General features: G+C 70.5%; 16 protein-coding genes. 5 read left to right on the top strand and 11 right to left on the bottom strand.

Annotated elements, in window-relative coordinates; translation table 11 throughout:
- Nucleotides 1–44: 44 nt before the first annotated feature.
- The 7 genes from E6P78_RS03145 to E6P78_RS03115 all read right to left on the bottom strand — a co-directional run bounded on the left by E6P78_RS03145 (nucleotide 45) and on the right by E6P78_RS03115 (nucleotide 6,196).
- Nucleotides 45–1,697, bottom strand: coding sequence for a cellulase family glycosylhydrolase (locus tag E6P78_RS03145; protein ID WP_136201930.1), 1,653 nt, complete (start codon nucleotides 1,695–1,697; stop codon nucleotides 45–47).
- Nucleotides 1,698–1,902: 205 nt separating this feature from the next.
- Nucleotides 1,903–3,081: a protein kinase gene (locus tag E6P78_RS03140; protein WP_346765548.1), complete on the bottom strand. Its 1,179-nt coding sequence runs from the start codon at nucleotides 3,079–3,081 to the stop codon at nucleotides 1,903–1,905.
- Nucleotides 3,082–3,295: 214 nt separating this feature from the next.
- The gene (locus E6P78_RS03135; protein WP_136201929.1) at nucleotides 3,296–3,652 is read right to left on the bottom strand and encodes a DoxX family protein; all 357 of its coding nucleotides are present in this window, start codon (nucleotides 3,650–3,652) and stop codon (nucleotides 3,296–3,298) included.
- A 184-nt stretch (nucleotides 3,653–3,836) separates the two neighbouring features.
- On the bottom strand, nucleotides 3,837–4,769 hold the full coding sequence (locus E6P78_RS03130; protein WP_136201928.1) for an aminoglycoside phosphotransferase family protein: 933 nt from the start codon (nucleotides 4,767–4,769) through the stop codon (nucleotides 3,837–3,839).
- Nucleotides 4,770–4,799: 30 nt separating this feature from the next.
- Entirely contained in the window at nucleotides 4,800–5,000 is a 201-nt protein-coding gene (locus E6P78_RS03125) for a DUF397 domain-containing protein (RefSeq protein ID WP_136201927.1), read from the bottom strand.
- A gap of 159 nt (nucleotides 5,001–5,159) precedes the next feature.
- Nucleotides 5,160–5,360, bottom strand: a complete 201-nt coding sequence (locus E6P78_RS03120) for a DUF397 domain-containing protein (RefSeq protein ID WP_136201926.1) — start codon at nucleotides 5,358–5,360, stop codon at nucleotides 5,160–5,162.
- On the bottom strand, nucleotides 5,357–6,196 hold the full coding sequence (locus E6P78_RS03115; protein ID WP_136202054.1) for a helix-turn-helix transcriptional regulator: 840 nt from the start codon (nucleotides 6,194–6,196) through the stop codon (nucleotides 5,357–5,359). The genes E6P78_RS03120 and E6P78_RS03115 overlap by 4 nt, the downstream gene beginning before the upstream one ends.
- 418 nt (nucleotides 6,197–6,614) lie before the next feature.
- Here E6P78_RS03115 and E6P78_RS32640 point away from each other — a divergent pair, with 418 nt between their 5' ends.
- From E6P78_RS32640 to E6P78_RS33805, 5 genes are all read left to right on the top strand, one after another.
- The gene (locus E6P78_RS32640; protein WP_168712547.1) at nucleotides 6,615–6,773 is read left to right on the top strand and encodes a hypothetical protein; all 159 of its coding nucleotides are present in this window, start codon (nucleotides 6,615–6,617) and stop codon (nucleotides 6,771–6,773) included.
- On the top strand, nucleotides 6,770–7,948 hold the full coding sequence (locus tag E6P78_RS03110; protein ID WP_136201925.1) for a methyltransferase domain-containing protein: 1,179 nt from the start codon (nucleotides 6,770–6,772) through the stop codon (nucleotides 7,946–7,948). Before E6P78_RS32640 ends, E6P78_RS03110 begins: the two co-directional genes overlap by 4 nt.
- Before the next feature lie 640 nt (nucleotides 7,949–8,588).
- Entirely contained in the window at nucleotides 8,589–9,518 is a 930-nt protein-coding gene (locus E6P78_RS03100) for an aminoglycoside phosphotransferase family protein (protein ID WP_136201923.1), read from the top strand.
- Between the two features lie 339 nt (nucleotides 9,519–9,857).
- Nucleotides 9,858–10,007 (top strand): hypothetical protein, encoded by a 150-nt coding sequence (locus E6P78_RS03090; RefSeq protein WP_206307707.1) that lies wholly within the window; start codon nucleotides 9,858–9,860, stop codon nucleotides 10,005–10,007.
- Between the two features lie 24 nt (nucleotides 10,008–10,031).
- Nucleotides 10,032–10,163 (top strand): hypothetical protein, encoded by a 132-nt coding sequence (locus tag E6P78_RS33805; protein ID WP_276607202.1) that lies wholly within the window; start codon nucleotides 10,032–10,034, stop codon nucleotides 10,161–10,163.
- Between the two features lie 99 nt (nucleotides 10,164–10,262).
- On the opposite strand, the gene E6P78_RS03080 is transcribed toward E6P78_RS33805, so the two are convergent.
- The 4 genes from E6P78_RS03080 to E6P78_RS03065 are packed head-to-tail and all read right to left on the bottom strand — an operon-like array spanning nucleotide 10,263 to nucleotide 21,986.
- The gene (locus tag E6P78_RS03080) at nucleotides 10,263–12,098 is read right to left on the bottom strand and encodes a DUF1998 domain-containing protein (protein ID WP_136201921.1); all 1,836 of its coding nucleotides are present in this window, start codon (nucleotides 12,096–12,098) and stop codon (nucleotides 10,263–10,265) included.
- A complete protein-coding gene (locus E6P78_RS03075; protein WP_136201920.1) occupies nucleotides 12,095–15,313 on the bottom strand; it encodes a helicase-related protein in 3,219 nt (1,072 codons plus the stop codon). Before E6P78_RS03075 ends, E6P78_RS03080 begins: the two co-directional genes overlap by 4 nt.
- The gene (locus E6P78_RS03070; RefSeq protein ID WP_136201919.1) at nucleotides 15,310–17,223 is read right to left on the bottom strand and encodes a UvrD-helicase domain-containing protein; all 1,914 of its coding nucleotides are present in this window, start codon (nucleotides 17,221–17,223) and stop codon (nucleotides 15,310–15,312) included. Before E6P78_RS03070 ends, E6P78_RS03075 begins: the two co-directional genes overlap by 4 nt.
- Complete coding sequence (locus E6P78_RS03065) at nucleotides 17,220–21,986, bottom strand: DEAD/DEAH box helicase (RefSeq protein WP_136201918.1); 4,767 nt, start codon at nucleotides 21,984–21,986, stop codon at nucleotides 17,220–17,222. The genes E6P78_RS03070 and E6P78_RS03065 overlap by 4 nt, the downstream gene beginning before the upstream one ends.
- Nucleotides 21,987–22,021 lie beyond the last annotated feature (35 nt).

Here is a 22,021-nt window from a genome sequence, read left to right as displayed (position 1 = left end):
CGTGCCTCCGTAGCGCCGCGGCTCTACGGAGGCACGGTGTCGACTCAGCCCGCGGTGCAGGCGGCGCCGCTGAGGGTGAACGCGGCCGGCGCGGCGTTCGTACCGTTCTGGTTGCCGGTGAAGCCGACGGTCACCGAGCCGTTCGCGGCGATCGCGGAGGTGTACGAGGCCGGCACGACGCTCACCGAACCGCCGGTCTGGGTCGGCGTTCCGCCCCACATGTTGGTGATGGTCTGGCCGTTGGCGAAGGCGAATCCGAGCGTCCAGCCGTCGATGGCCGCGGTGCCGGTGTTGCGGATGGTGATCTCGCCCTGGAAGCCGCCCGGCCACTCGCCGACGACCTTGTAGCCCACCGAGCAGCTGCCGGCCGGGGCGGTGGGGCCCTTGTCCGTCGTGACGCTCACGGCGGCCGAGCGCGCCGAACGGTTGCCGGCGGCGTCGCGCGCGTAGACCGCGAAGGAGTACGCGGTGTCGGCCGTGAGGCCGGTGACGGTGACGCTGGTCCCGGCGGAGGCGGCGACGGCGGTCGCCGTGGCACCGCTGACGCGGACGACGTCGTACCCGGCGACGGCAACGTTGTCGGAGGAAGCGGCCCAGGTCAGGGTCACGGAGGTGTCCGTCACGGCGGAGGCGGCCGGGGTGCCGGGGGCGGTCGGGGCCTCGGTGTCCTCGGAGGCGCCGCCGAAGACGGTGGCCTCGCGGGAGGTCTGGGCGATGCCGTTGGCGCCGTGGAAGACGCGCTCGCCCCAGGAGCTGAGCCGCGTCGGGTCGAAGTCGATGGTCAGGTCGAGGACGGGGTCGGTGTTGCCGCTCCAGGACCAGGCGATGTAACCGAGCCCGAGCTGCTCGGCGTCGGCCATCATCGTGTCCTCGTCCGGGTCGCCGTACTGGTCGGCGGGCCCGCCGAACTCACCGATGACGAGCGGGAGTCCGGCGTCGACGAACGCGTTCAGGTAGTCGGTGACCTTCTGGGCGGTGTCGTAGACGCTGTACATGTGGATCGAGAAGAGGAGGTTGCCGGTGGAGTCGGCGTCGTAGATCGCCTGGGCGTTGTCCCGCATGACGCCCTGCCAGTCCTGGCCCCAGTTGGGCGCGTCGATCATGATCGTGTGCGCGAACCCGGCGGCGCGCAGCTTCTGGATCGCGGCGGTGGTGGGCGCGGTCCAGCCGGCCGGGTCGGTGTTGCCCCAGGGCTCGTTGCCGATGTCGATGATGACGTAGTCCTGCTGGCCGGCGAGGACGTCCTTGAGGCTGATCCAGTAGTCGGCCGCGTGGTCCAGCGTGCCGGCGGCGGAGTCCTCCCCGTACCCGGTGGTGTCGTGCACCTCCAGTACGCAGATGAGCCGGTTGGCCTTGCACTGGGCGATGACGGCCGCCACGTCCTCGGGGCTGTTCTTGCTCCAGCGGTAGCCGTCGGACAGCACGACACGGACGGTGTTGGCGCCGGTCGCCTTGATGTCGGCCAGTGACTGGGTCTCACCCGGGTACCAGGCGTGGGCGTGGTTGACCCCGCGCATGACGAAGTCGTTGCCGTTGCCCTCGACCAGCCGGCCGTCGCTGATGTGGAGACCGGCGGCGGCGGAGGACGCGGCCTGCGCCGGGGCGAGGCCGCCGAGGGCGAGGAACCCGAGGAGGGTGGACAGGACGGTGAGGATGACGGAGGCGGTGCTCTTCGCTGTACGTCTCGCTGTTCTCACTGCGGCTCCAGAAGTGGGGAGGAGATGGGGGAGGAGAAGGGCGGATCGCTGCGAAGTGGGAGCGCTCCCACTATGGTGCGCTCCCATGAAGCCATTCAGTCAGGGGCACGTCAAGGGAGCGGGCGGCTCGGGTTGGGTCGGGAGCCCGGCGGGTGTGGGGGAGTTGTCAACCGGCGGCCGGGGGTGAGGAGTTGACAATGCCTGGTCAGGGGCGGGCGAGACGTTTCGTCCGGACAGGACCGGGCCGGACAGGACCGGGCCGGGCAGGGTCGGGCAGGGTCGGGCCGGGCAGGGCCGGGCAGGGCAGGGCCGGGCAGGGCCGGGCAGGGCCGGGCAGGGCCGGGCAGGGCCGGGCAGGGCCGGGCAGGGCAGTCCCCAACCGGACCCGACCGGACCGGACCCGACCGGACCGGACCCGACCGGACCGGACCCGACCGGACCGGACCCGACCGGACCGGACCCGACCGGACCCGACGGGCCGAACCGGCCCGCCCGCACCCGGCCCCACTCCGCCCGGCGCCCCGCCCGCACCCGCCCGGAATCGCGGCGGCAGCCACGCGCCCCCGCCCGTTTCGGCGTCGGCGGGCAGGGCGAACCGCTCCAGCAGCTGGGCGGGCGTCGGCCGGTCCGCGGGACCGCGGACCAGGCAGGCGGCGATCGTCGGCCGCAGGCTCTCCGGGACGGCGGCGAGGTCGGGCTCGTTGTGCATGACCCGGTAGAGCATCACCTGCGCGTCACCGCCCTCCCCGAAGGGCGCGCACCCGGCGGCGTGGCCGAGGACGTGACCGAGGCTGAACACGTCGCAGGCGGGCCCGATCTCCCCGCCCGCGATCTGCTCGGGCGCCATGTAGCCGGGGGTGCCGACGACCACCTGCGTACGGGTGATCGCGGTCCCGTCCAGGGCCCGCGCGGTGCCGAAGTCGATGACGCGGGTACCGTCGTCGGCGAGCAGGACGTTGGACGGTTTGAGGTCGCGGTGGACGAGCCCGGCGGCATGGATGGCGTCCAGGGCCTCGGCGAGCCCCGCGCCGAGCACCCGCAACGCCGACTCGGGCAGCGGCCCGTGGGCGGCGACGGCTTCGGCCAGGGAAGGCCCGGGGTTGTAGGCGGTGACCAGCCAGGGCGGGTCGCCCTCGGGGTCGGCGTCGACGACCTGGGCGGTGTGGAACCCGCCGACCTGCCGTACGGCCGCCGACTCGTGGATGAAGCGCCTGCGGAACTCGGGGTCGGCGGCGAGCTCCCGGTGCACGCACTTCACGGCGACCAGCCGCCCGCCCGGCGACCGCCCCAGGAACACGGTGCCCATCCCGCCGCTGCCCAGCCGCCCGAGCAGCCGGTACCGGCCACCGACCACTCTTGGATCAGCGGCACGCAACTCCTGCATGGCAGCCCCCCGTTGAGCCGACACATAGCGGTCGATCCCGCCGTGGAGTGAGCCCACGACGAGTCCCGCCCATCCCATTGGGCGCCGCAGCATGCTGTCAAGCGGGCAGCGGGCAGCGGGCAGCGGGCAGCGGGCAGCGGGCAGCGGGCACGGGCGGGCGGGCAGCGGGCAGCGGGCACGGGCGCAGGCAGCGGAACCCGTGGGGGCCCGCCGCCTACCAGGCGCCGTGGTGGAGCACGCCGAGCGTCAGTGCGGCCACCGCCGTGGCGAGGAACACGATCCCGCCCACGATGTTGCGGGAGCCCACCCGCAGATGGGCGATGATCGCGCCGATGAAATACAGGATGAGGCCGGAGGCGGCGAGGGTGCCGAGGAGCGGTATGGCGAGCCCGGCCAGCAGTCCCACGGTGCCTGCGGCCAGCAGCATGCCCAGAACCGGGACGTACTTGCGAGGGATGCCCTTCATGTCCGCCTGGGACTTGGGGTATTCGTGGCCGATCAGGTAGGTCACGGCCGCCGCGCCGTTGAAGAAGACGCCGAGGACGGTGACCGTGAGGTATGCGGTGCGCATGAATCTTCTCCGCTTCTGAGGGGGGAAGTGCCGCTGGTCGCCCCGAGAAGGGACGTCGCTCTCCCGACCTGACGATCGAGGCCCCTGTTCCGTGAGGTCGCGGGCCGGCCGGGAGGTTGTGATCACGAACACACCTCGGGCAGGACCGCGCGAGCCGCCCGCCCGAATCCGACGAAGTCAGGCCCTACGGCCGGTCGGTGAGCAATTCCGCCAGCCGGTCCGCGAACGCGGTGATCCACTCCAGCTCCGGCCCGCCCCGCGCGACCCGGAACCCGTGCCGCCGTGCCCAGAACGCGGCCTGCACGGCGTGCAACTGCGCCCAGCGCCGCACGCGTTCGCGATCGAGCTCGGCGGCGTCCGCGAACACGTCCACGATGCGGTGAACGGCCCTGCCCAGGTCATCCGCTTCCGCGAGGCTGAAGGCCCGGGACTTCAACAACGTGCCACCGTCGTAGGCCGGGTCGCCCGCATACCCCTTGGGATCGACGGCCAGCCACGGCTCCCGCTCGGCCCGCAGGATGTTCCGGCCGTGCAGGTCGCCGTGCACAAGGGTGTCCGGCTGGTCCCGGCCCAGCTCCCGTACGGTCGCGTGGGCGGCCTCCAGCACCGGCCGAGGCAGCGCGTGCGTCAGCTCGGCGGCGTCCTTCCGCAGCTCCTCCTCCCATTCCCCGGCCCGGTCGCTCAGCCGGGGCAACCCGGCCGGCGCGGGCACGGCCAGCCGCCGCCCGAGCCGCGCGGCAACCGTCACCACCTCGTCCCCGTCCGCCACCTCCGCCAGGGTCTGCGGCCGGGCCCGCTCCAGCAGCATCGCGTACCGCGCGTCGTCCCTCTCGTACAGCGCGACGGCCCCACGCCCACCCCACGCGGCGAACGCGTCCGGTTCATGGTCATTACCGGGATGCGGAAAGGACACCTTCAACACGGCGGCCGGAGTCCCGGGCCGCCGCACGGGAACGATGAGCCCGACACCCCCGTACATGACCTCACCGTCCGGCACACACGCCCACCGCCCGACCAACTCCGCCACGATGCCGGGCAGTTCTCGGAGCCACGCGGCCCCGACCTCGCCCTCCCGCTCGACGGTGGTCCGCGCGAACTCCTCCGGAATCACAATCATCCGGGCACCCTACGCGCGGCCCGGGCGACGTCAGACGGTGCCGGCCCGGACACCTGCGACGAACGAGGAGAAGGCATCGGCGGAGACGTTCAGGACGGGGCCGTTCGCCTGCTTGGAGTCACGGACGGGAACGATCCCGGACGTGGCGGCGAGGTTGGCGGCGACCTCGATGCAGTCGCCGCCGTTCGAGCTGTACGAGGACTTGTACCAACGGGGGGATTCATTCGTCATGGGGTACCCCTTCGCAGACGGCCATCTCGACACTGGCGCCGATGGTAGGCCGCGAGGGCAGGCATAGATGGGGGTTCCCGTACACAGTGCCCGAACGGGCAACAAGACGCCCCACCGTGCTGGGCAAGGTGGGGCGGATGCTGGAACGGTCGGACCGGCTCAGACGGTGCCGGCCCGGACGCCCGCGACGAACGAGCAGAACGCGTCGGCGGAGACGTTCAGGACGGGGCCGCTCGTCTGCTTGGAGTCACGGACGGGAACGATCCCGCGCGTGGCGGCGAGGTTGGCGGCCACCTCGATGCAGTTGCCGCCGTTCGCGCTGTACGAGGACTTGTACCAACGGGGGGATTCGGTCGTCACGGGGAGCCCTTTCGCAACTGGCTGATCTTGGCCACTGACGCTGCCTGAGACAGCGCCTCGCCCTGGAGTTGATGGTAGGCCATGAGCATGGGCATCACGAGCGATGATTCCCGCTCGACGCGCCCCTGCGCCTGCGATTCCGCGTACGCGACGACGGAGCGATCGGCCAGTGTGAGCACGTTGACGGGCAGGTAGAAGGACCTCCGTGCTCCTATGTCGAACGGCGATACGTGGACGAACCAGTTGGGGAGCGAGGCCATCTCCACCACCCGCTGAAGCTGGGCATCCATGACCTTCGGACCGCCAACGGCCTGGTGAAGGCAGCTCTCGTCCATGACGACGAAGATCATGGGTGGTCGTGGCCGGACCAACGCTGCCTGCCGCTCCATCAGGAACGAGACGCGCTCCTCGGCCTGTTCGGCGGTGATGGACCCCCTTTGCACATCACCGTCGGCCACAGTCCGCGCGTACTCCGGGGTCTGCATCAGACCGGGGATGAGCCCGATGTCGAACAGCCTGATCTCGACCGCCCGACCCTCGTACCCGACGTACTCGGGGAAGCCCTCCAGCAGACTGCCGTGCTTCATCTGCCGCCATTCGCGCTCGAACGATTCGGGAGTACCGACGAGGTCCAACGCGACGTCAGCCTTGCGCGAGAACGGCAGGGTTGGCGGCTTGCGACCAGTTTCGATCGCGGAGATATGCCTTCCGGAGCAGCCGACGAGGAAGGCGAGGTGATCCTGAATCCAGCCGCGTTGCTCGCGCACGCTGCGTAGACGGGCACCGAAGGCTGCCTGCGGTGAGCTGTCGGGATTCAGCTCCTTGATATTGACCAACATGCCCTCCCTGTATGCCACGTTGCTGACCCTGCGAGGCTAGGCCACGCTGAGTGCTCTTGGTAGTGAAACCGCTACGGAGGGACACAAAAGCGTGCCTGTCGAAGAGCATGGAACCGCACCGGCCCCTGGACCGCTTACCATCCGGGCCGGCGAAGACACCCCGAGCCGCGACCTGCGGAAAGGGCCCGACCTCACGCGCTACGCATCGCTCGCGGACTTCCCTCCGTGCCGGTGCGGGGCGGACATCTGCCCCGACGGACCGTCTCCGTCTCCGTCCCCGCCGGAGGTGACGGGATCGCCGGACGGCATCCGCGAACGTGTGCGAGAGACGAACACCATGCGCGCCCGTTACCGCTTGTAGAGGCGCGCCCCGAGGACGACAACACTCATCGAGAGGACGGAACAGGTGAACACGATGAACACGAGGAACGCGACGAGCAACACCACGGCCTTCGCGGACGGCGGCGGCGGGGACGGTCTGCCCGGCACCCCGTGGCCCGGCCCGCAGGACCCGCCGACGCCGGACGGCGGGCCCGGCGTCCCCAACCCGCCGAAGTCCGTGTCCGAAGCATGAGCGGGAAGACGGCGACGGCGTACCCCACCCGCGAGGAGGTGGGGTACGCCCTCGCAACCGCCGGCGTCCTGAAGACGGCATGGCTGGACGCGTACGCGCACGTACCCCGGGAAGCGTTCCTGCCGGACAGCATGTGGCCGTTCGACATGGCGACCGGGAAGACGGTCCACGTGTCGCGGACCGACGACGTGGAGGCGTGGCGTGGGTACGCGAACGCCGACGTGCCGATCGTCACCCAGTGGGACGACGGAGACCACGAGGGCGGCGAACCGGGACGCATGTCGACCTCGTCCGCCTCCATGCCGAGCGTCGTCTTCCGGATGCTCGACGCGCTCGCGGTGGACGACTACTGCCGCGTACTGGAGATCGGTACGGGGACGGGCTGGAACGCCGCCCTCCTGGCCCACAAGGTGGGTGAGGAGAACGTCGTCAGCGTAGAAGTGGACGAGGCGGTGGCCGTACGGGCACGGCGTACCCTGGCCCACTTCTTCGGGGCCCCGATGGAAGTGATCCACGGCGACGGCTACGCGGGCGCGCCCGGGCACGGCCCCTTCGATCGGGTCATCGCCACGTGCGGAGTCCGGGTACTCCCCTCCGCCTGGGTCACGCAGACCCGCCCCGGCGGAATCATCGTCGCCCCGTGGGGAACGGACTTCACGAACGCCGATGGGATCGTCAGGCTCAGGGTGGACGAGCAGGGAAACGGTGCGAGCGGTCGGTTCACGGGCCCCGTCGAGTTCATGAAGCTACGAGCCCAACGGGCGGCCCCGATCGACCACGAGGCGTACGCGCCCCGCCCACCGGACTCGCCCCCATCGGTGGAATCGGGCCCCGCCCCGGCCGACCTCGCGGCCGGCGACCGCTTCAGCGCCCTGACGTTCGCGCTGGGCCTCCGCGTACCCGACTGCACGTACATCGCCGCAGAGAAACAGAACGGCGCCCAGCCCCACTGGTTCTACAGCCGCAACGACCGCTCCTGGGCCTGCATCCTGGTCCAGGACGGCGAGGACACCGCCCGCGTCTGGCAGCACGGCCCTCGCCGGCTCTGGAACGAAGTACGAGCCGCACACAACTGGTGGACGACCCAAGGCTGCCCGGACTGGCCCCGCTTCGGCCTCACGGTCACCGACACGTGCCAACGCCTGTGGCTGGACGAGCCGGGGAACTACCTTTAACCGTCCGGTGATACCGCGTTCGGCGGTACGGGGCGCAACACGCACCCGAGGCGGTCCGCTGACACGACGGCGGGCCGCCCCGCACCGGCGGAACGGGTACGGCCGCTGGGGTTGTTGGCTTAAGCTGCCGCGCATGCCCGTCGTGGGAGCCTTGAGGCAGCTATGCCGGACTACGCGAAAGCGGCCAGAAACCCGACCCCCGTGAGGCAAAGCCCCAGCTCGCACAGCCTGCTCCCCGCACGCGCGGGGATGGTCCCCGGTCAGAGTGGTGGGGCCCGTTCCACGACGCCTGCTCCCCGCACGCGCGGGGATGGTCCCCGCGAAGGCGTCTACGTCCAGCTGACCCGCGGCTGCTCCCCGCACGCGCGGGGATGGTCCCGATGCAGAGGAAGGCGAGCAGGACGAGAGCGACTGCTCCCCGCACGCGCGGGGATGGTCCCCGCGAAGGCGTCTACGTCCAGCTGACCCGCGGCTGCTCCCCGCACGCGCGGGGATGGTCCCCTCGGCCACTGCATCGGGCACCCCTATGAGGCATGCTCCCCGCACGAGCGGGGATGGTCCCCCTACCAGCGAGGGCGCCCGGTGAGCACGACCCTGTTTCCCGCACGCAGGCGGGCACGCCCGGCTACGGTGGCCCCGCATGACCCACAGCCGCACCCACACCGGCATCGAGATCACGGCCGACCTGATCCGGGACCTCCTGCGCGACCAGCACCCGGACCTGGCCGACCGGCCCCTGAGGCTCGGCGCCCGGGGCTGGGACAACCAGCTGTGGCGGCTCGGTGACGGCCTCGCCGTACGGTTGCCGTGGGCGACGGAGTCCGCGGACGATCTGCTGCTCAAGGAACACACCTGGCTGCCCGCCCTCGCCCCGCGCCTTCCGCTGCCGGTCCCCGTCCCGCAGCGCCTGGGCGTACCCACCGCACGCTTCCCACGGCCCTGGCTCGTCACCACCTGGGTGCCGGGCGAGCCCGCCGACCGCGCCCCGGCCATGCGCGGTGAGGAGGCGGCCGACACCTTGGCCGCGTTCCTGACGGCCCTGCACCGCCCCGCCCCCGCCGGTGCGCCCGCCGGGCGGGGACGCGGCGGCCCGCTGGCCCCGTACGCGGAACACTTCGCCCACGGCCTCGCCGCAGTCAGCGAGAGAGGTCTGATCCCCGACCCGGACGGTGTCCGCGCGGTCTGGGAGGACGCGGTCGCCGCCCCGGACTGGACGGGCCCGGCGTTGTGGCTCCACGGCGACCTGCACCCGGCCAACGTACTCACGGCGAACGGCACGTTCTGCGGCGTGATCGACTTCGGCGACCTCTTCGCGAGCGACCCGGCCTGCGACCTCGCTTCGGCCTGGACCCTGCTCCCGTCCACCGCCGTGGACCGCTTCCACGCCGCCTACCGCCCGGCCCCGGACCCCGCGACCCTGCGTCGCGCCCGAGGATGGGCGGTCCTGCGCGCGCTGGCCGCCCTCCTCATCGCGGACGACGGCGACCGAGGCCTCCCCAACGGGAAGCCCACGTGGGGGCCGCCGGCGCGGGCCGCGCTGGGGCGGCTTGTCGGGTCGGTGGGGCGCTGACGTACGGCGGCGGGCGGGGGTGCGGCTCGCTTGCGTACGGCTGGGGCGGGGGGCTCAGCCCCCGTACGGCCCCATGCCCTGACTCTGCGCGTGGCCGGTTGCCAGCCCCTGCGCAAGCCCCTGCTCCGCCGCCCCACGCGCCGCAGCACCACGCTCACCGGCCCCGCCCCGGCGCCGGAGGGCGACGAGACATGCGGCTAGGGCCACCACGAGCACGACCACGATAGAAACGATCAGGACCATGTTTCCCCCATTTCCCCGAAGGCCAGTACGGCCCGCCGCCGCGCGTTCCGGGCGAGGCGGGACGCGACGCCTAATCCGATGAACACGCTACTCCTAATGAGCCGTATGCACGATATGGCCTGTGTGAAAGGCGAGTTGCTGTGCTCTGGGGCGCGCGGCCACGGCGTGCTCGGCGCCGGCGTGGACATCAGCACTGTCTTCATCGGCGCCGCCGCAAGGGCGACCTCCTACCGCTGCCGTAACTGATCCAGCAGTCAGGGGACTTGGGGTGTGACGTCGTGCCATGAACCAGACGAGCACTGTGACGATCCCCAGGATCACTTCGAGGTCACCACCCTCATCAGCGGCATCTTCCGCACGATGGACGAGCCGCGTTTCGACGAGGGCTGGGCCAAGGCCTGAACGTCGCGGACCCGACGACGCGCGCCACTCCTGCGGGCATTGGTCCTTGAGCGGCGCGTCGCCCGGTCGCCCCCCGACGCGGGCCCGATGAGGGCTCGGTCAGCGCAGTGCCTCGTGGAAGAACCCGATCGACGGGTCCTCCGGTGTTCCGACCAGCAGCGCGCGGTCGAGCAGGCCGTTGTTGTGCTCGCAGCTGGTCTCGGGCAGCAGGACGCACGCGTGGCAGGCGGCGAGGTTGATTCCGCCCACGCCGCTCCCGGTGGACTCCATGCAGAGCGGGTCCGCCGAACACCACTGGGCCCTGCGGAGCGCCGAGTGCAGAGCGGATTCGAGGCGGTCGGGCTCCCCCTGGGCGACCAGGCCGCCGAGACTTCCGGCGGAGTCGCTGGTGGCCGTACAGATGAGGAGGCCGGCCATCGACTCGTCCGCGTACAACCGCTCCCGGAGCGAGGCGGCCGGGTAGCCGCCGTCGAGGCTCCACTCGTTGATCAGCGTGTGCGACAGCGTGTGCAGGAGCACCATGCGGGCGTCCGCCGGTGAATCCGGTACGGAGGCGGGGTCCTGGGCGCGCTCGCGGAGCATGCGCAGGTGGTTGGCCCGGATGCGATCGGCTCGGGCGGCCACCCCCGCACTGTGCGCCCAGTCGTCGAGGCGCTGCTCGTCCAGGCGCAGGAAGACGCCCTCGCCCTGGACCTCCATGGCCGGGAGCCAGTCCATCGGGGCCGCCGACAGGGCCGCCTCGTGGACATCCGTGTGCGTTTCGGGTGTATCCACGCGTGAGAAGGCCTTCAGGGCACGCACCTCACGCAGGCGCTTCACCAGCATGGGTCCTGTCACCCCATAGGAGGCCAGGCCGGCGGCGGAAGAGCGGGGCGACTCGCAGACGAACTGGTCCTCGTGGTCCGTCTCGCTCTCCGGACGACCGGCGACCAGCCGTTCGTACTCCTGCTTGCGCAGAGCGAGATAGGCGCTGTCGGAGCCCTTGTCCTCGTTCGGGGCGGTGTCCTCGTGGTTCTCCGCCTCCAGAAGGCCCATGACCTTGTCGATGGAGAACTCGTAGTTCTCCGTCAGCGTCAGGGCCTTCAGATACGCCTTCATCTCGTTGGGGTTGTCCTTCATCTCGCGAAGGGAGTCCCAGTGCGGTTCCAGGCGGGCCGCGTGCCCGTCGCTCCACGGTGGGATCGACAGGGCCGTCTTCACAATGGGCTGCCAGGCGGCGGACGAACCGCGCTGGAGGGTGCGCGGCTTCTCCGTGCAGTGCTCGGCGGGCGTGTTCCCGAGCCAGGGGCGCCGACCGTTGCAGTAGACCTTCAGGTCCGACAGGGCGGCGCGGCGGAACGCTCCCTCCATGGAGACCTCGGGAATCCCGCAGGTGCAGGAGATCAGGATCGACCGGAGCGACGCGGTCCTCCCGCTGGTTCGCAGCCGCATCTCACCGCCGCACAGCCCGGCATCGCCGTCCTGTCGGTTGTTTCGGTGCGCCCACTTCCAGTACGGGAAGTCCTCGATGTGTCCCTTGGCGCAGGCCATGACGAAGCGCGAGGGCACCAGCTCCTCGTCGCAGTCCCCGCAGACGTTCTTTCCCGGCGGGGAGTTGAACCGGCTCACATGCTGAAGGACGTTGCAGCCGGGGCACGAGTGCCACAGGGGGAAGCGCCGGACACGGACCCCGTCCTTGCTGGTGTCGTCGGAGGCCGGGGGGAGGCGGAACGACTTCACCCCGAGCACGCGCGCCAGGCGGTGCTCGAAAATGGTCGGCGCTTCGCCGACGTTCCACGAGTCGATGCCGCTCACCATGAACGACTCGTTGTCGACGGCGACGATCGATCCGACACCGTAGGTGGTGATCATCTGCGCACGACGCACCGAACCCCGTCGCGGGTAGCTGCGCTCGGGTGCGCCGGCCCGGCGGCGGCGGGCGGGGGGCGGGGTCATCGGGATGCCTCCATGAACAGGGCCGATTCGGCGTCGACGTCGCGCAGGCTCCACAGTGTCGGCCACGCGTTCTCGTCCTCGCTGTCGAACGCGCTCAACAACGACGGTGTCCTGCTGCCGCGCTTCGGCTCGTAGAGGAGCCCGCCGCGCTTTACGGCTTCCTCTTCCCACAGGTCGACGAACTCGTCGAAGGCGTCGGCGGTCGCCCGGTACTCGTCCGGGGCGACCGACTGGACGCGGGCCAGGAGCGTGGTGCGGACGACCTCCTCCAACTCCTCACGGAACTCTCCGATACGGCCCGCGCCGTCGTTGGGTCCAGCCGCCGGGATCAGGATGCGCGCGAGGGCCACGACGACCGCGTGCAGCCCCCGGTCGCGCGCACGGGACGAGAAGGGCGTCACGCTGGTCGATTCCACCTCTCGGTACAGCGCGGAGTGGAAGTGCTGGAAGCTTTCGTAGTGCGAACGGTCGCGGGACCGTGACGAGTTCAGCATCACGGCGACCAGGCCGGGGTGGCGTCGCCCGACGCGGCTGGTCGCCTGGATGTACTCGGCCGTGGTCTGCGGCTGACCCATGACCGCCATCAGCCCGAGCCGATCCACGTCGACGCCGACCGAGATCATGTTCGTGGCCAGCAGGACGTCCACCACGTCCGGGTGCGGCAGACGCTGTTCCATCTGCTTGAGACGCTTCGGGATCTCGCTGGAGTTGGCACGGCTCGTCAGCTCGATCTGCTCCTGCACCTTCCGCTTCGGTCGGTCGTCGCGCGAGGCCAGGTATCCCAGGTAGGCGTCGACGTCGTCGTGGACCTGGAGCTCGGCCGCGGCCAGCAGGCGAAGGCTGTTGAAGTAGCCGACGAGCGTCCAGTACGCGTCGCGCACACCCTCGTCGACATCGGCGAGCGCGGCCCGGTGGAGGAGATTCGCGTAGGTGCGGATGAGCAGTGTCGACTGGCTGGTGCTGGGGGTGAGGAGACCGACGTACTGCCGGCTCGCCTTGCGCTCCTTCGGAGTCTCCACGGCGAACCAGGAGTCCCGGGCGTCGATCCCGGCCGGCGGGAACTGGGCGACCGCGCGGTCGAACAGCATCCTCCCCTGGTCCGCCGCACGGCGGATCGTGGCGGTCGAGGCGATGACCTTCGGGCTGCCCGCCAAGAGGTCCACCGCGGTCTCGTACAGACCGGTGAGGGTGCCGAGCGGGCCCGAGATGAGGTGCAGCTCGTCCTGGACGATCAGCTCGGGGGGAGGGGTGCCGTCCGCACGGTCCCGGTTGAAGAGAGCGGCGGTCTGCACACGCCACGGCATCGCGGCGAACTTGTCGACGGTGGCGATCACCAGGGCGGGCCGGGCGTCGTAGACGGCCTCGTCGACGAGGTGCACCGGCAGACCGTCGCGGAAGTCGCACCAGTCGTCGGGGCAGCGGACGTACATCCGCTTGGCCTCCTCGTCCACTTCGTACTGGTAGGCGTCCAGACGGGTGCCGCACCAGGGGCAGGCGTGCAGTTGAACGGGGTTCCGCTCCTGGAGTTCCTTCTCCTTGCGCAGCTCGACCAGGCTCTTCTCCGCGTCCGAGAGCCGGTTGGGGGTGGCGGACTGGCCGACCCACATGCCGATGGAGATCGGCTCCGTGCCGATCGTCCCTTCGTTGTCGAGCCGGATGCGTTCCATGGCACAGATGAGGGCGGCGGCCCGCTCGAACTGCTGCAGGGTCAACAACCGCAGTGTGTAGCGCATGAGTACGGTCACTCCGGCTCCTCGCTCCTTCAGGCGCAGGCGCCGCAGGAACGTGGTGAAGGCGATGAGACCGAGATACGCCTCGGTCTTGCCGCCGCCGGTGGGGAACCACAGCAGGTCCGCGACCGCTCGGTCCTCGTGTTCGGGGTCGACGATGCCTTCCAGGCAGAGCAGCATGAAGGAGATCTGGAACGGACGCCACCGCCCACGCGTCTCGTCGGGTGCTCCGTCACGTCCGTTCCGCACCCACTCGCCGCGAGCACGCTGGTGTGCCATGGCGCGGTTGGCGAGACGGAACGCCCGCATCGCGTCCGCATTCTCACCGAGCGCCCGGATGCCCCGGCGCATCCGGGCCAGGGCGGTGCGGCACTGTTCGATCTGCGCCCGCGCCGGGGCCTCGTACGACGTGCCCCGGAAGGCCTCGGACTCCGCCTCCTTGCGGTCGATCCACTCCGCGTAGTCGGCCATCAGCTTGTTCAGCGCGGCCAGGACCTCGCTCTCCGGACGTGTCGCCAGGCCGTGCATCGTGAGGGCCGAGTCGTCGATGTCCGGGTTCGAATCGGTCAGCAACACCTCGTGGGCCGGCAGGAACTGCGTGCGTACGGTGGCGATCGCGGCGCGCGAGTTGGCGGGGATACCGATGGGCGGCGGAGTCCAGTCCCACTCGGCCGCGCAGCCGTGGCCCATGGCGAAGGTGGGCGCGTGGCGGTGGAGCAGCCGGCTGGTCGCCACTTCCTGGTCGACCGCGCGTCGCTCGGCGGGTCGCTCCACGAAGGCGGGCGCCCCCGAGGGCGTCGTCACGGTGAGACGGGGCTGGTAGAGGCAGTACGCGTCCTGGAGCTCCCGCTCGCTCACCGGGTGGGTGTTGATCAAGGTGACGGTGACGGTGACCGGTTCGGCGGCCGGGGCACGGACGAGGATCTCGACGGCCACTCCGTCGTGCAGCGGCGGCGGCCGGTGCAGCTTCGGGGTTGTCACGTCGATCGTCAGCGAACTCAGGTCCAGGGGGCGCCGGCGCCAGTGCTCCTTCTGGTCCGAGGTGCTGCGGGCCTCGGCCCGCGTGGCGGAGATCGGCCGCCCCCCGGGGTCGATCGGGTCGTACATCGCGGCCTCCGTGTGCACGACGATGCTCGACGCGACCGAGGGGTCGACGGCGAACGTGATCCCCATGGAGGACGGGCGACGGTCCCCCGTTCCGGAGGCGCCGAGATCCGGAGCCGCCTCCTCGACGTCCCCGCGTCCCCGCATGAGGGGGGCGTCGTCCAGCCCCTCCGTCTCGGCCTCGTCCTCGTCCAGAGCCTGTTCCGCGCCCTTGTCCGAGGGCCGGGGGAACAGCACCCCGATGGGATAGGCCGTGATCGGCGGGTCCTGCGTCAGGATCTCGTCGGAGGCCCCGGGGCCCATCAGATCCCGCCGGAGCTGATCGACGAGATCCTCGCGCACCGCGTAGTGGGCGGCATGCGGGTTCGACGCATTCCTCATCGGTCGCTCTCCTCGTATGTGTGCGTGTCGGTCCACCTGTAGCGACCGAGCCCCGACATGCGGGGCACCATCCAGACGCCGTGCTCGCCCAGCCCCGCACGGGCGCCGGAGGCCGTGCTGCCCGCCACGCTCTCCAGGCAGTCGACGCGGAAGCCCTCGACACTCGTGGGCCAGTTGACGTCCCAGGTCCTGCTGATCTTGAGCGAGGTGTACAGGTCCTGCCGGAACCTCTCCGAGACGACGGCGACCGGGCGGTCCCGGTGGAACACCGTGTACGGCGGGCTCTGGTCCGAAGCCAGGGGCATCGCGTGCTGCAGACGGAGTTCCAGGGCGTCGCCCGGGGCGACCGACGCGGCGAGGTAGTCCTGCACGGCTCCGGCGTCGTGCTCGAAGCCGTCGGTGCCGGGCGGGTGCTCGCGAGAGACGTCCGCGTTCGCGGCCGAGAGGCCGTAGCGCTGGTAGGGCTTCCACCCGCCGGCGTAGTGCCGGCCGGTGCGCCGGTCCCTGCGGACCAGCGCGGTGTCCGGTGCGTCCATGCGGAACAGGTCGTCCCTGGGGCGCGTCATCGCGACGTAGAGGGCGCGGGCCTCCGCCGCCGGGTCGACATGGGTGTGCTGCTTGCGCAGCTCCGCCGTCGAAGCGGGTTCGACCACGATCACCCGGTCGAATTCGAGCCCCTTGGCCCGGTGGACGGTCGACACCACGAGATCGGCCGGTTCGACCGCAGCCAGGTCGTCGGGAAACCTGCCCTGGGCCACGGCCCGCCGCACGGCGGCGACGTCCAGCAGCCCCCGGGGCGCCCGCGCCGCGCCGCGCAGCGACCGCCAGATCCTTCCACGATCACCGACGGGCGAGATCGGGCCCGAGCCGAGCAGATCCAGGAAGCGGTCCTCCGTCAGTGTGGTCGAGCCGGTGCCGCGCAGCACCGGGGCCACCCAGGCCGGCACCGGGCGGTCCTGGAGATCCCGCTGGAGCCGGTGGTGGACCCCGTGGGCGAACAACGTCTCCGACAGCACCAGGGCCTGCCGGTTGTCCCGGCAGAGAATCGCGCACGTACCGCGGAAGTCCCTCAAGGAATCGAGGGTGAACGTGTCGTCGACGGCGCCGAACGACGGGCAGGTCCGGAGCAGGTCGATCAGGCTCCGACGGATCTCCTCCCCGGCGGCGTCCGAGGCCGCGCCCTCGGACGGCAGACGCTGGAGCGAGGCCCCCAGGGACAGTGCGACACCCGCCTCGGCGGTACGCGCCCGGAAGTTGGCGGACAGATGGAGCTCCACCAGGTCGTCCGGATAGGAGGCCCGCAGCCAGTCGAAGAAGTAGTTCGTCTCCGACGCGCGGGCATCCTCGTCGGACACCTGGAACCCGTAGATCGCCTGAGCTCCGTCACCGACCACGGTGAATCCACAGTTCTCCTGGAAGCGGTCGAGGAGCGTCTCCACCATGTCCCGTCGATCACCGACCAGGTCCTGGACCTCGTCGATCACGACGTGGGCGGGCGCGCCCTGCTCGCTCTCCTCGACGGCGCCGCGCAGGATCGCCTCCGTGGCCTCGCCGATCCTCTCGTCGAAGCGCAGCGCGCTCCAGTCCCGGTCGGGCTGCTCGCTGCGCAGGAGGGCGTAGGCCCAGGCGTCGAAGGTCTGCACCCTGACCCGGCGGGCCTCACGGGCATGGAGAGCGATCCGTTCCCGTAGCTCCCGTACCGCGGCCCTGGAGAAGCTGAGCACCAGGATCTCGCGGGCTTCGAGTGCTTCCTCCTCGTCGCCCATGAGTGCGTCGAGGCGGCGGACGAGCGTGTGCGTCTTGCCGGCGCCGGCGCCGGCCGTCACCAGGAGCCGGGTGTCCCAGGGCTGGTCGACGACGGCCTGCTGCTCCTCGGTGAGGGGCGGGCTGTCGAGGTAGGCGTCGGTCACTTGGCCCTCCACAGGTGCTCGAACTGGGTGAAGGCGAGGGCCTTGTCGTAGTTCGTGATGTTGTCCCGGACGTTGAGGATCAGGCACTCCTCCTTGCCGCCGTTCCCGGGCCCCCGGAGACCGCGACCGATCATCTGCTGGTAGACGTTCGGGCTGTACGTCGGGCGGGTGATGACGACCGCCCTCGTCGCCGGCGCGTCGAAGCCCTGCGTCAGCACCCCGTAGTTCGTCAGCACTCGGACGCGACCGCGACGGAAGTCGTCGATGCTCCGGCGGCGCTCGCCGGCGGACGTGGCCGAGTCCACCGAGGCGGCGGTGATGCCCAGGTCCTTCAGCTTCGCGGCCAGGAACTTGGCGTGGGCGACGGACGTGGCGAAGACCAGCACGGGCCAGTCCTTCGGCATGGCGCCGATCTCCTCGATGATGCGCTTGTTGCGGTCCTGGTCGTCGGCCAGGCGCTGCTCGGCCGCCTTCGACAGCAGGCTCATCTGATCAGCCCGCGCCTTCTCGTCGGCGTCCAGTTCGATGGTGCCTCCGAGGAGTTCCCGGTGCGTGACCTTCGCCAACATGCCGAGTTCCTGCAGTTCCGCGTACGGATCGCCGGACGGGAAGACCCCGTCGTCGAGCCGCGTGGCACCGAACCGCTGGACGAGGCGCTTGGTCTCCGCGTCGTTGGTGTTGCGGAACGGGGTGGCGGTGAGACCGAGCAGGTGGCGCCGCGTCTCGTACGCCGTCAGCCCGAGCTGCGCCAGGATGTCCGTGTACTGGGGAGAGATGGCGACATGGGCCTCGTCGACGATGACCAGGCTGGCTTCTCGAAGCCACGCATAGCCCTCGGTCCCCAAGCAGTTGCGGAGTTTGGCGTCCGTGGCGACGACGAGGTGAGGGCGGTCCGTGACGGGGCCGGCCTCGTTGGTCGTCCACAGCCTGCTGATGGTCAAGGGCGTCTCGGCCCCGACCTTCGACCAGACGAAGCTCCAACTCTGCACGGCCTGCTCGCAGAGTTCCTCGGTCTGCGCGATCCACAGGATGGGGCCGCTCAGCTCGCCCACCTGTTTGATCCAGCGGATGACGGCCTCGGCCGCCACCCGCGTCTTGCCCGCGCCGGTGGGCAGGGAGAGCATGCCGCGCTGCGGGGTGAAGCGATCGAGCATCGCGAACACCTTCGCCGCGAGCCGCTCCTGGTAGTCGTGCAGACGCGGGAACTCCGACGGACCCGCGACCTCGATGCGAGGCGGCAGCGACGGCGTCCGCGCGCCCGCGAAGGAGTCCGGGAAGCCGAACTCCGAGACGAACTTCACGGCCGGCGACGCCCCGGTGAAACTGGAAGGCGCATGGCTCGGATAGGCGAGCTGCAGATCCCGGGCGTGCACCTGGAGCACACCGTCGCCGTGGGCGTTGTAGGCCAGGCGCGCGATGCGACGAGGGGACGGCTCACCGCCTCCCGGCTCCGGCGGCTCGCTCTCCAGCAGGCCCGGCGGGAGACCGGCACGCAGTGCGGTCGCGCCGATGAGCAGTTCCAGTTTCTCCTCGACGCTGTCCGCCTGGCGGACACGTCGCAACGCAGCCTGAAGCTCCTGGTCCGCCTCCTGTCGTGCCTGCGCGTCGAGGACCGCTCGGCACCCCGACTCCTTGAGTCCCCAGCGCAGTTCCCGGTCCGCGGCGACCAGCGTCGCGAGGCGATCCGCGGAATCCAGCACCAGGACGGTGGTGCCCTGCACCGCACTGTCGAGAGGGGTCGTGTCGGAGCCCTTCGGCGTCCGGAGCACCTCTTCCAGCTCCGAACAGCGCAGTAGACGGTGGTTGTTCACGGCAGGGCCCAGCCGCTGGCGAAGCGTGGGGAACTCGTCCTGCAGGAGGACGGGCTCACCGACCCCGACGTATCGGATCTCCTTGCTTATGACTTCGGCGTAGGGACGCATCTTCCACGTATCGACCAGCAGCTCCGCGTCCTCCGGCCCACCGGCCAACAGCGCGGGGATCTGCTCGGCGCGCAGCGCCCGGTACTCGGCCTCGGTGGCGGCCACCGCGATCTCGCTGTCCTCGCGAGTGCCCCACTCCGCCCCCACACGGCAGCGGGTGAGCTGATCCGGGAAGTCCACTTCGAGGCGGGTCAGCATCACGTAGGTACGCCCGACGAAGACGTCGTCGTCACTGTCCCGGAGCTGTTCGAGGAGGCGGTCCCACTGCTTGGCCGGAACCTCGTCGACGAGCACGGGAAGGTGGAGCTTGCGCGCCTTCTCCGCACTGATGTCGGCGACGGGAAGAACGTCCGCGTAGGCGTGCAGTTGCGGGCCGACGGCACTGGCGATCGGGACGATGCCCTGTGATGTGGACACCCGTCCGTGACGGCGCAGCATCCAGCGCAGCGGCGAGTGGATCACCTTGCGTGTCGAGGCCTGGACGCCCACCTGCAGGGTCCAGGTGTCGATGACGCTGTCGTCGGGCAGCGCCTTGACGAACGCCGCGCGACCTTCTTCCGACAGCAGCTCCAGAAGGTGAAGGGGGCCGCCGACGGGGGAGCCCTCCAGCTTGATCCGGGACAGGGTGGGGCGCGCGGCATTGCTGCTCAGGGTCTTGCAGTAGCTGTCGTGGATCGCGGCGCGGTAGTCCTCGAACCAGGGCTCATTCGTCGGCCTGTGTCCGTGTGTGGGCCTGTCCCGCATGCCGAACTCGCGCAGGACGTGCAGGTCGTCCGAGTGGAAGGACGGGTCCACGGCGACCGACGCGTCCCGGGAACCGTCACCCGGCACGACCGGGCCCGGAAGCAGGCACTCCCGCATCCGGTGGAACCGCCCGTCGACGGTGCGCACGAACAGGGTGCCCGACGGGTCGGGCACCCGCGCGGTCACCTCGCCGCTGACCCGGCTGCCGCCCGCGCTGTGGAACAGCTCCCAGAACCGGGTCCAGTCCTGGGGGCCGTAGTTCTCGACGCCCTGCTCCAGTACACCGATGAAACGCCCTCGGGGGTCCGCCTCGCGAATGCCGATCTCGTTGAGATCGCTGATCAGGGACTCGTCCTCCGACAGCCTCGGATCGACGTAGGTCGTCCCGTCGCGCAGGCCGTCCTGCACCGTTCGGCGGTAGACCTTGCCCACGACGGGGGCCACCAGCCCGCTTTCCTCGGTCAGCACGATCCGCGCGGTGCGAGCCTCGGCCGCGAAGGGGGAGGCCTCGCGGATCATGGCGGCGAGGATGCGGATCGCGACGCCGGAGGCCTCGACCGTTTCCTCGGTCACCAGCGCTTCCAGCCATTCCCGAACGGTCGCGCGGCGCTGCTTGGTCTCCTCCAGGATGTGTCCGACCTTGCCCGCGCGGAATTCGGCGGCCTCGACGGAGGGGTGGATCCAGTTCGCCGGGCGCCCGGGGCACGCGCTCCACATCCGGAGCCACTCCTGCTTGAGCGGCACCTTGTTGAGCGGGGCGGGGTGCACATGGACGTCCCGGGGCGCCCGCAGCACACCGTCCTGGTCGGGGAGGGAAGGCCGTTCCGCCGCGAGCCTCCAGATCTGTTCCGTCAGGTATTTGTCCGCCCAGTTCAAGGTCTCCGAATCCTTGTTCCGGCCGGGTAGCAGCGGGAGGTAGGCGGCCGGGTCCTGGGGGGGGACCAGATGGGGCAAGGAGTCGACCACGAGCCGGGCGGCGACACGGATGATCTCCTGGTTGAACGGGCTGGAATCCAGGAGGTTCTGTCGGTCCTCATTCGTCTTCCAGGCACCGTTGAGCGCTCCTCGCAGCGTCATCGGGTACTTCGTCGGGAAGAACGACCAGAATTGGCCTCGGCCCCGAGGGGTGGTGAGCACGGTCTCACCCGTGTATTCGGGCACGGCCCACGAAATGTCGATGGTGCCCCGGTCGTGCATCTCGCCGGCGCTCGCGCGGGCGGCCTCGGACGGCCGGTGGGCCTGTGTGAACACCTTCCACGCGGAATTGGACTCCGGCCGGCCCGTGCGCGTCTCGTGGATCGTGTGCTGGAAGCCGTCGTGTTCGACCGTGATCTCACGGCGGATCGGCGGCTCGAACCGGCTGTCCTCCAAAATCACGGTCCCGACGTGATGGGAGAACAGCTGGAACCTGGCGGGGAACTCCCGCTTCTCCTCGGTCCTGCTCGCGGAGTCGTGGATGTCGTGACCGAGCCGTTCGGCGGCGCCCGGGAGGAGGGGGAGCCGCACGACCGTGGTGGCCCAGCCGAGGAGGTCGTTCAGGACGGGGTCCGCCAGCCGCTCCTTGTCGGCGTCCAGTGGGCGGGCCATCCGCAGTACGGGTGCCTCGAAGTCCTCGTCGGTCGAGGCGCCCCGGGCCTTCCTGATCTCCTCGTGCGACCACTCCCGGTCGAAGCCGAAAGCGCCCGAGCGGCTGAAGAACTGGGGCGTGTTCGTGACGGCCAGGATCGACTTCACACCTACGCCGAACCGACCGATCTGGCCCCCGCGCTTCTTCGACACACTCATGCGGAGGATGGTCTCCGCGCCCTCGGGCGTGACGGGTGTCCCCTCGTTGGCGCAGTAGAGGTGCGTCCCGGTGAGGACGACGTGCACCTTCCCGCCGGGAGCGGAGGCGATCTCGTCCGCCGCGTTCTGGACGAGCTCGAACAACTGACGGTCTCCGTAACCGCCTTGGGTGATCCTTCGCTCGCCGTTGGCGTGCTCCAGGATCAGCCCGGGGTCCACGCGGTACGTCTCCAGGACGCGCGTCGACTGTTCGAGGATCTTCTGGATGACGGGCGAGGCTCCCGAAATACCCGTCACGTCGCTGTGGTTCAAGGTGTTCCCGTTTCATGGCCGTGAGATGAACGTGG

Source organism: Streptomyces sp. A0958 (assembly GCF_004795035.1).
In the GTDB taxonomy this organism is placed as follows: Bacteria; Actinomycetota; Actinomycetes; order Streptomycetales; family Streptomycetaceae; genus Streptomyces.
Note: the sequence above shows the minus strand (reverse complement) of the source record. Positions and strands in the feature narration are given on the sequence as shown.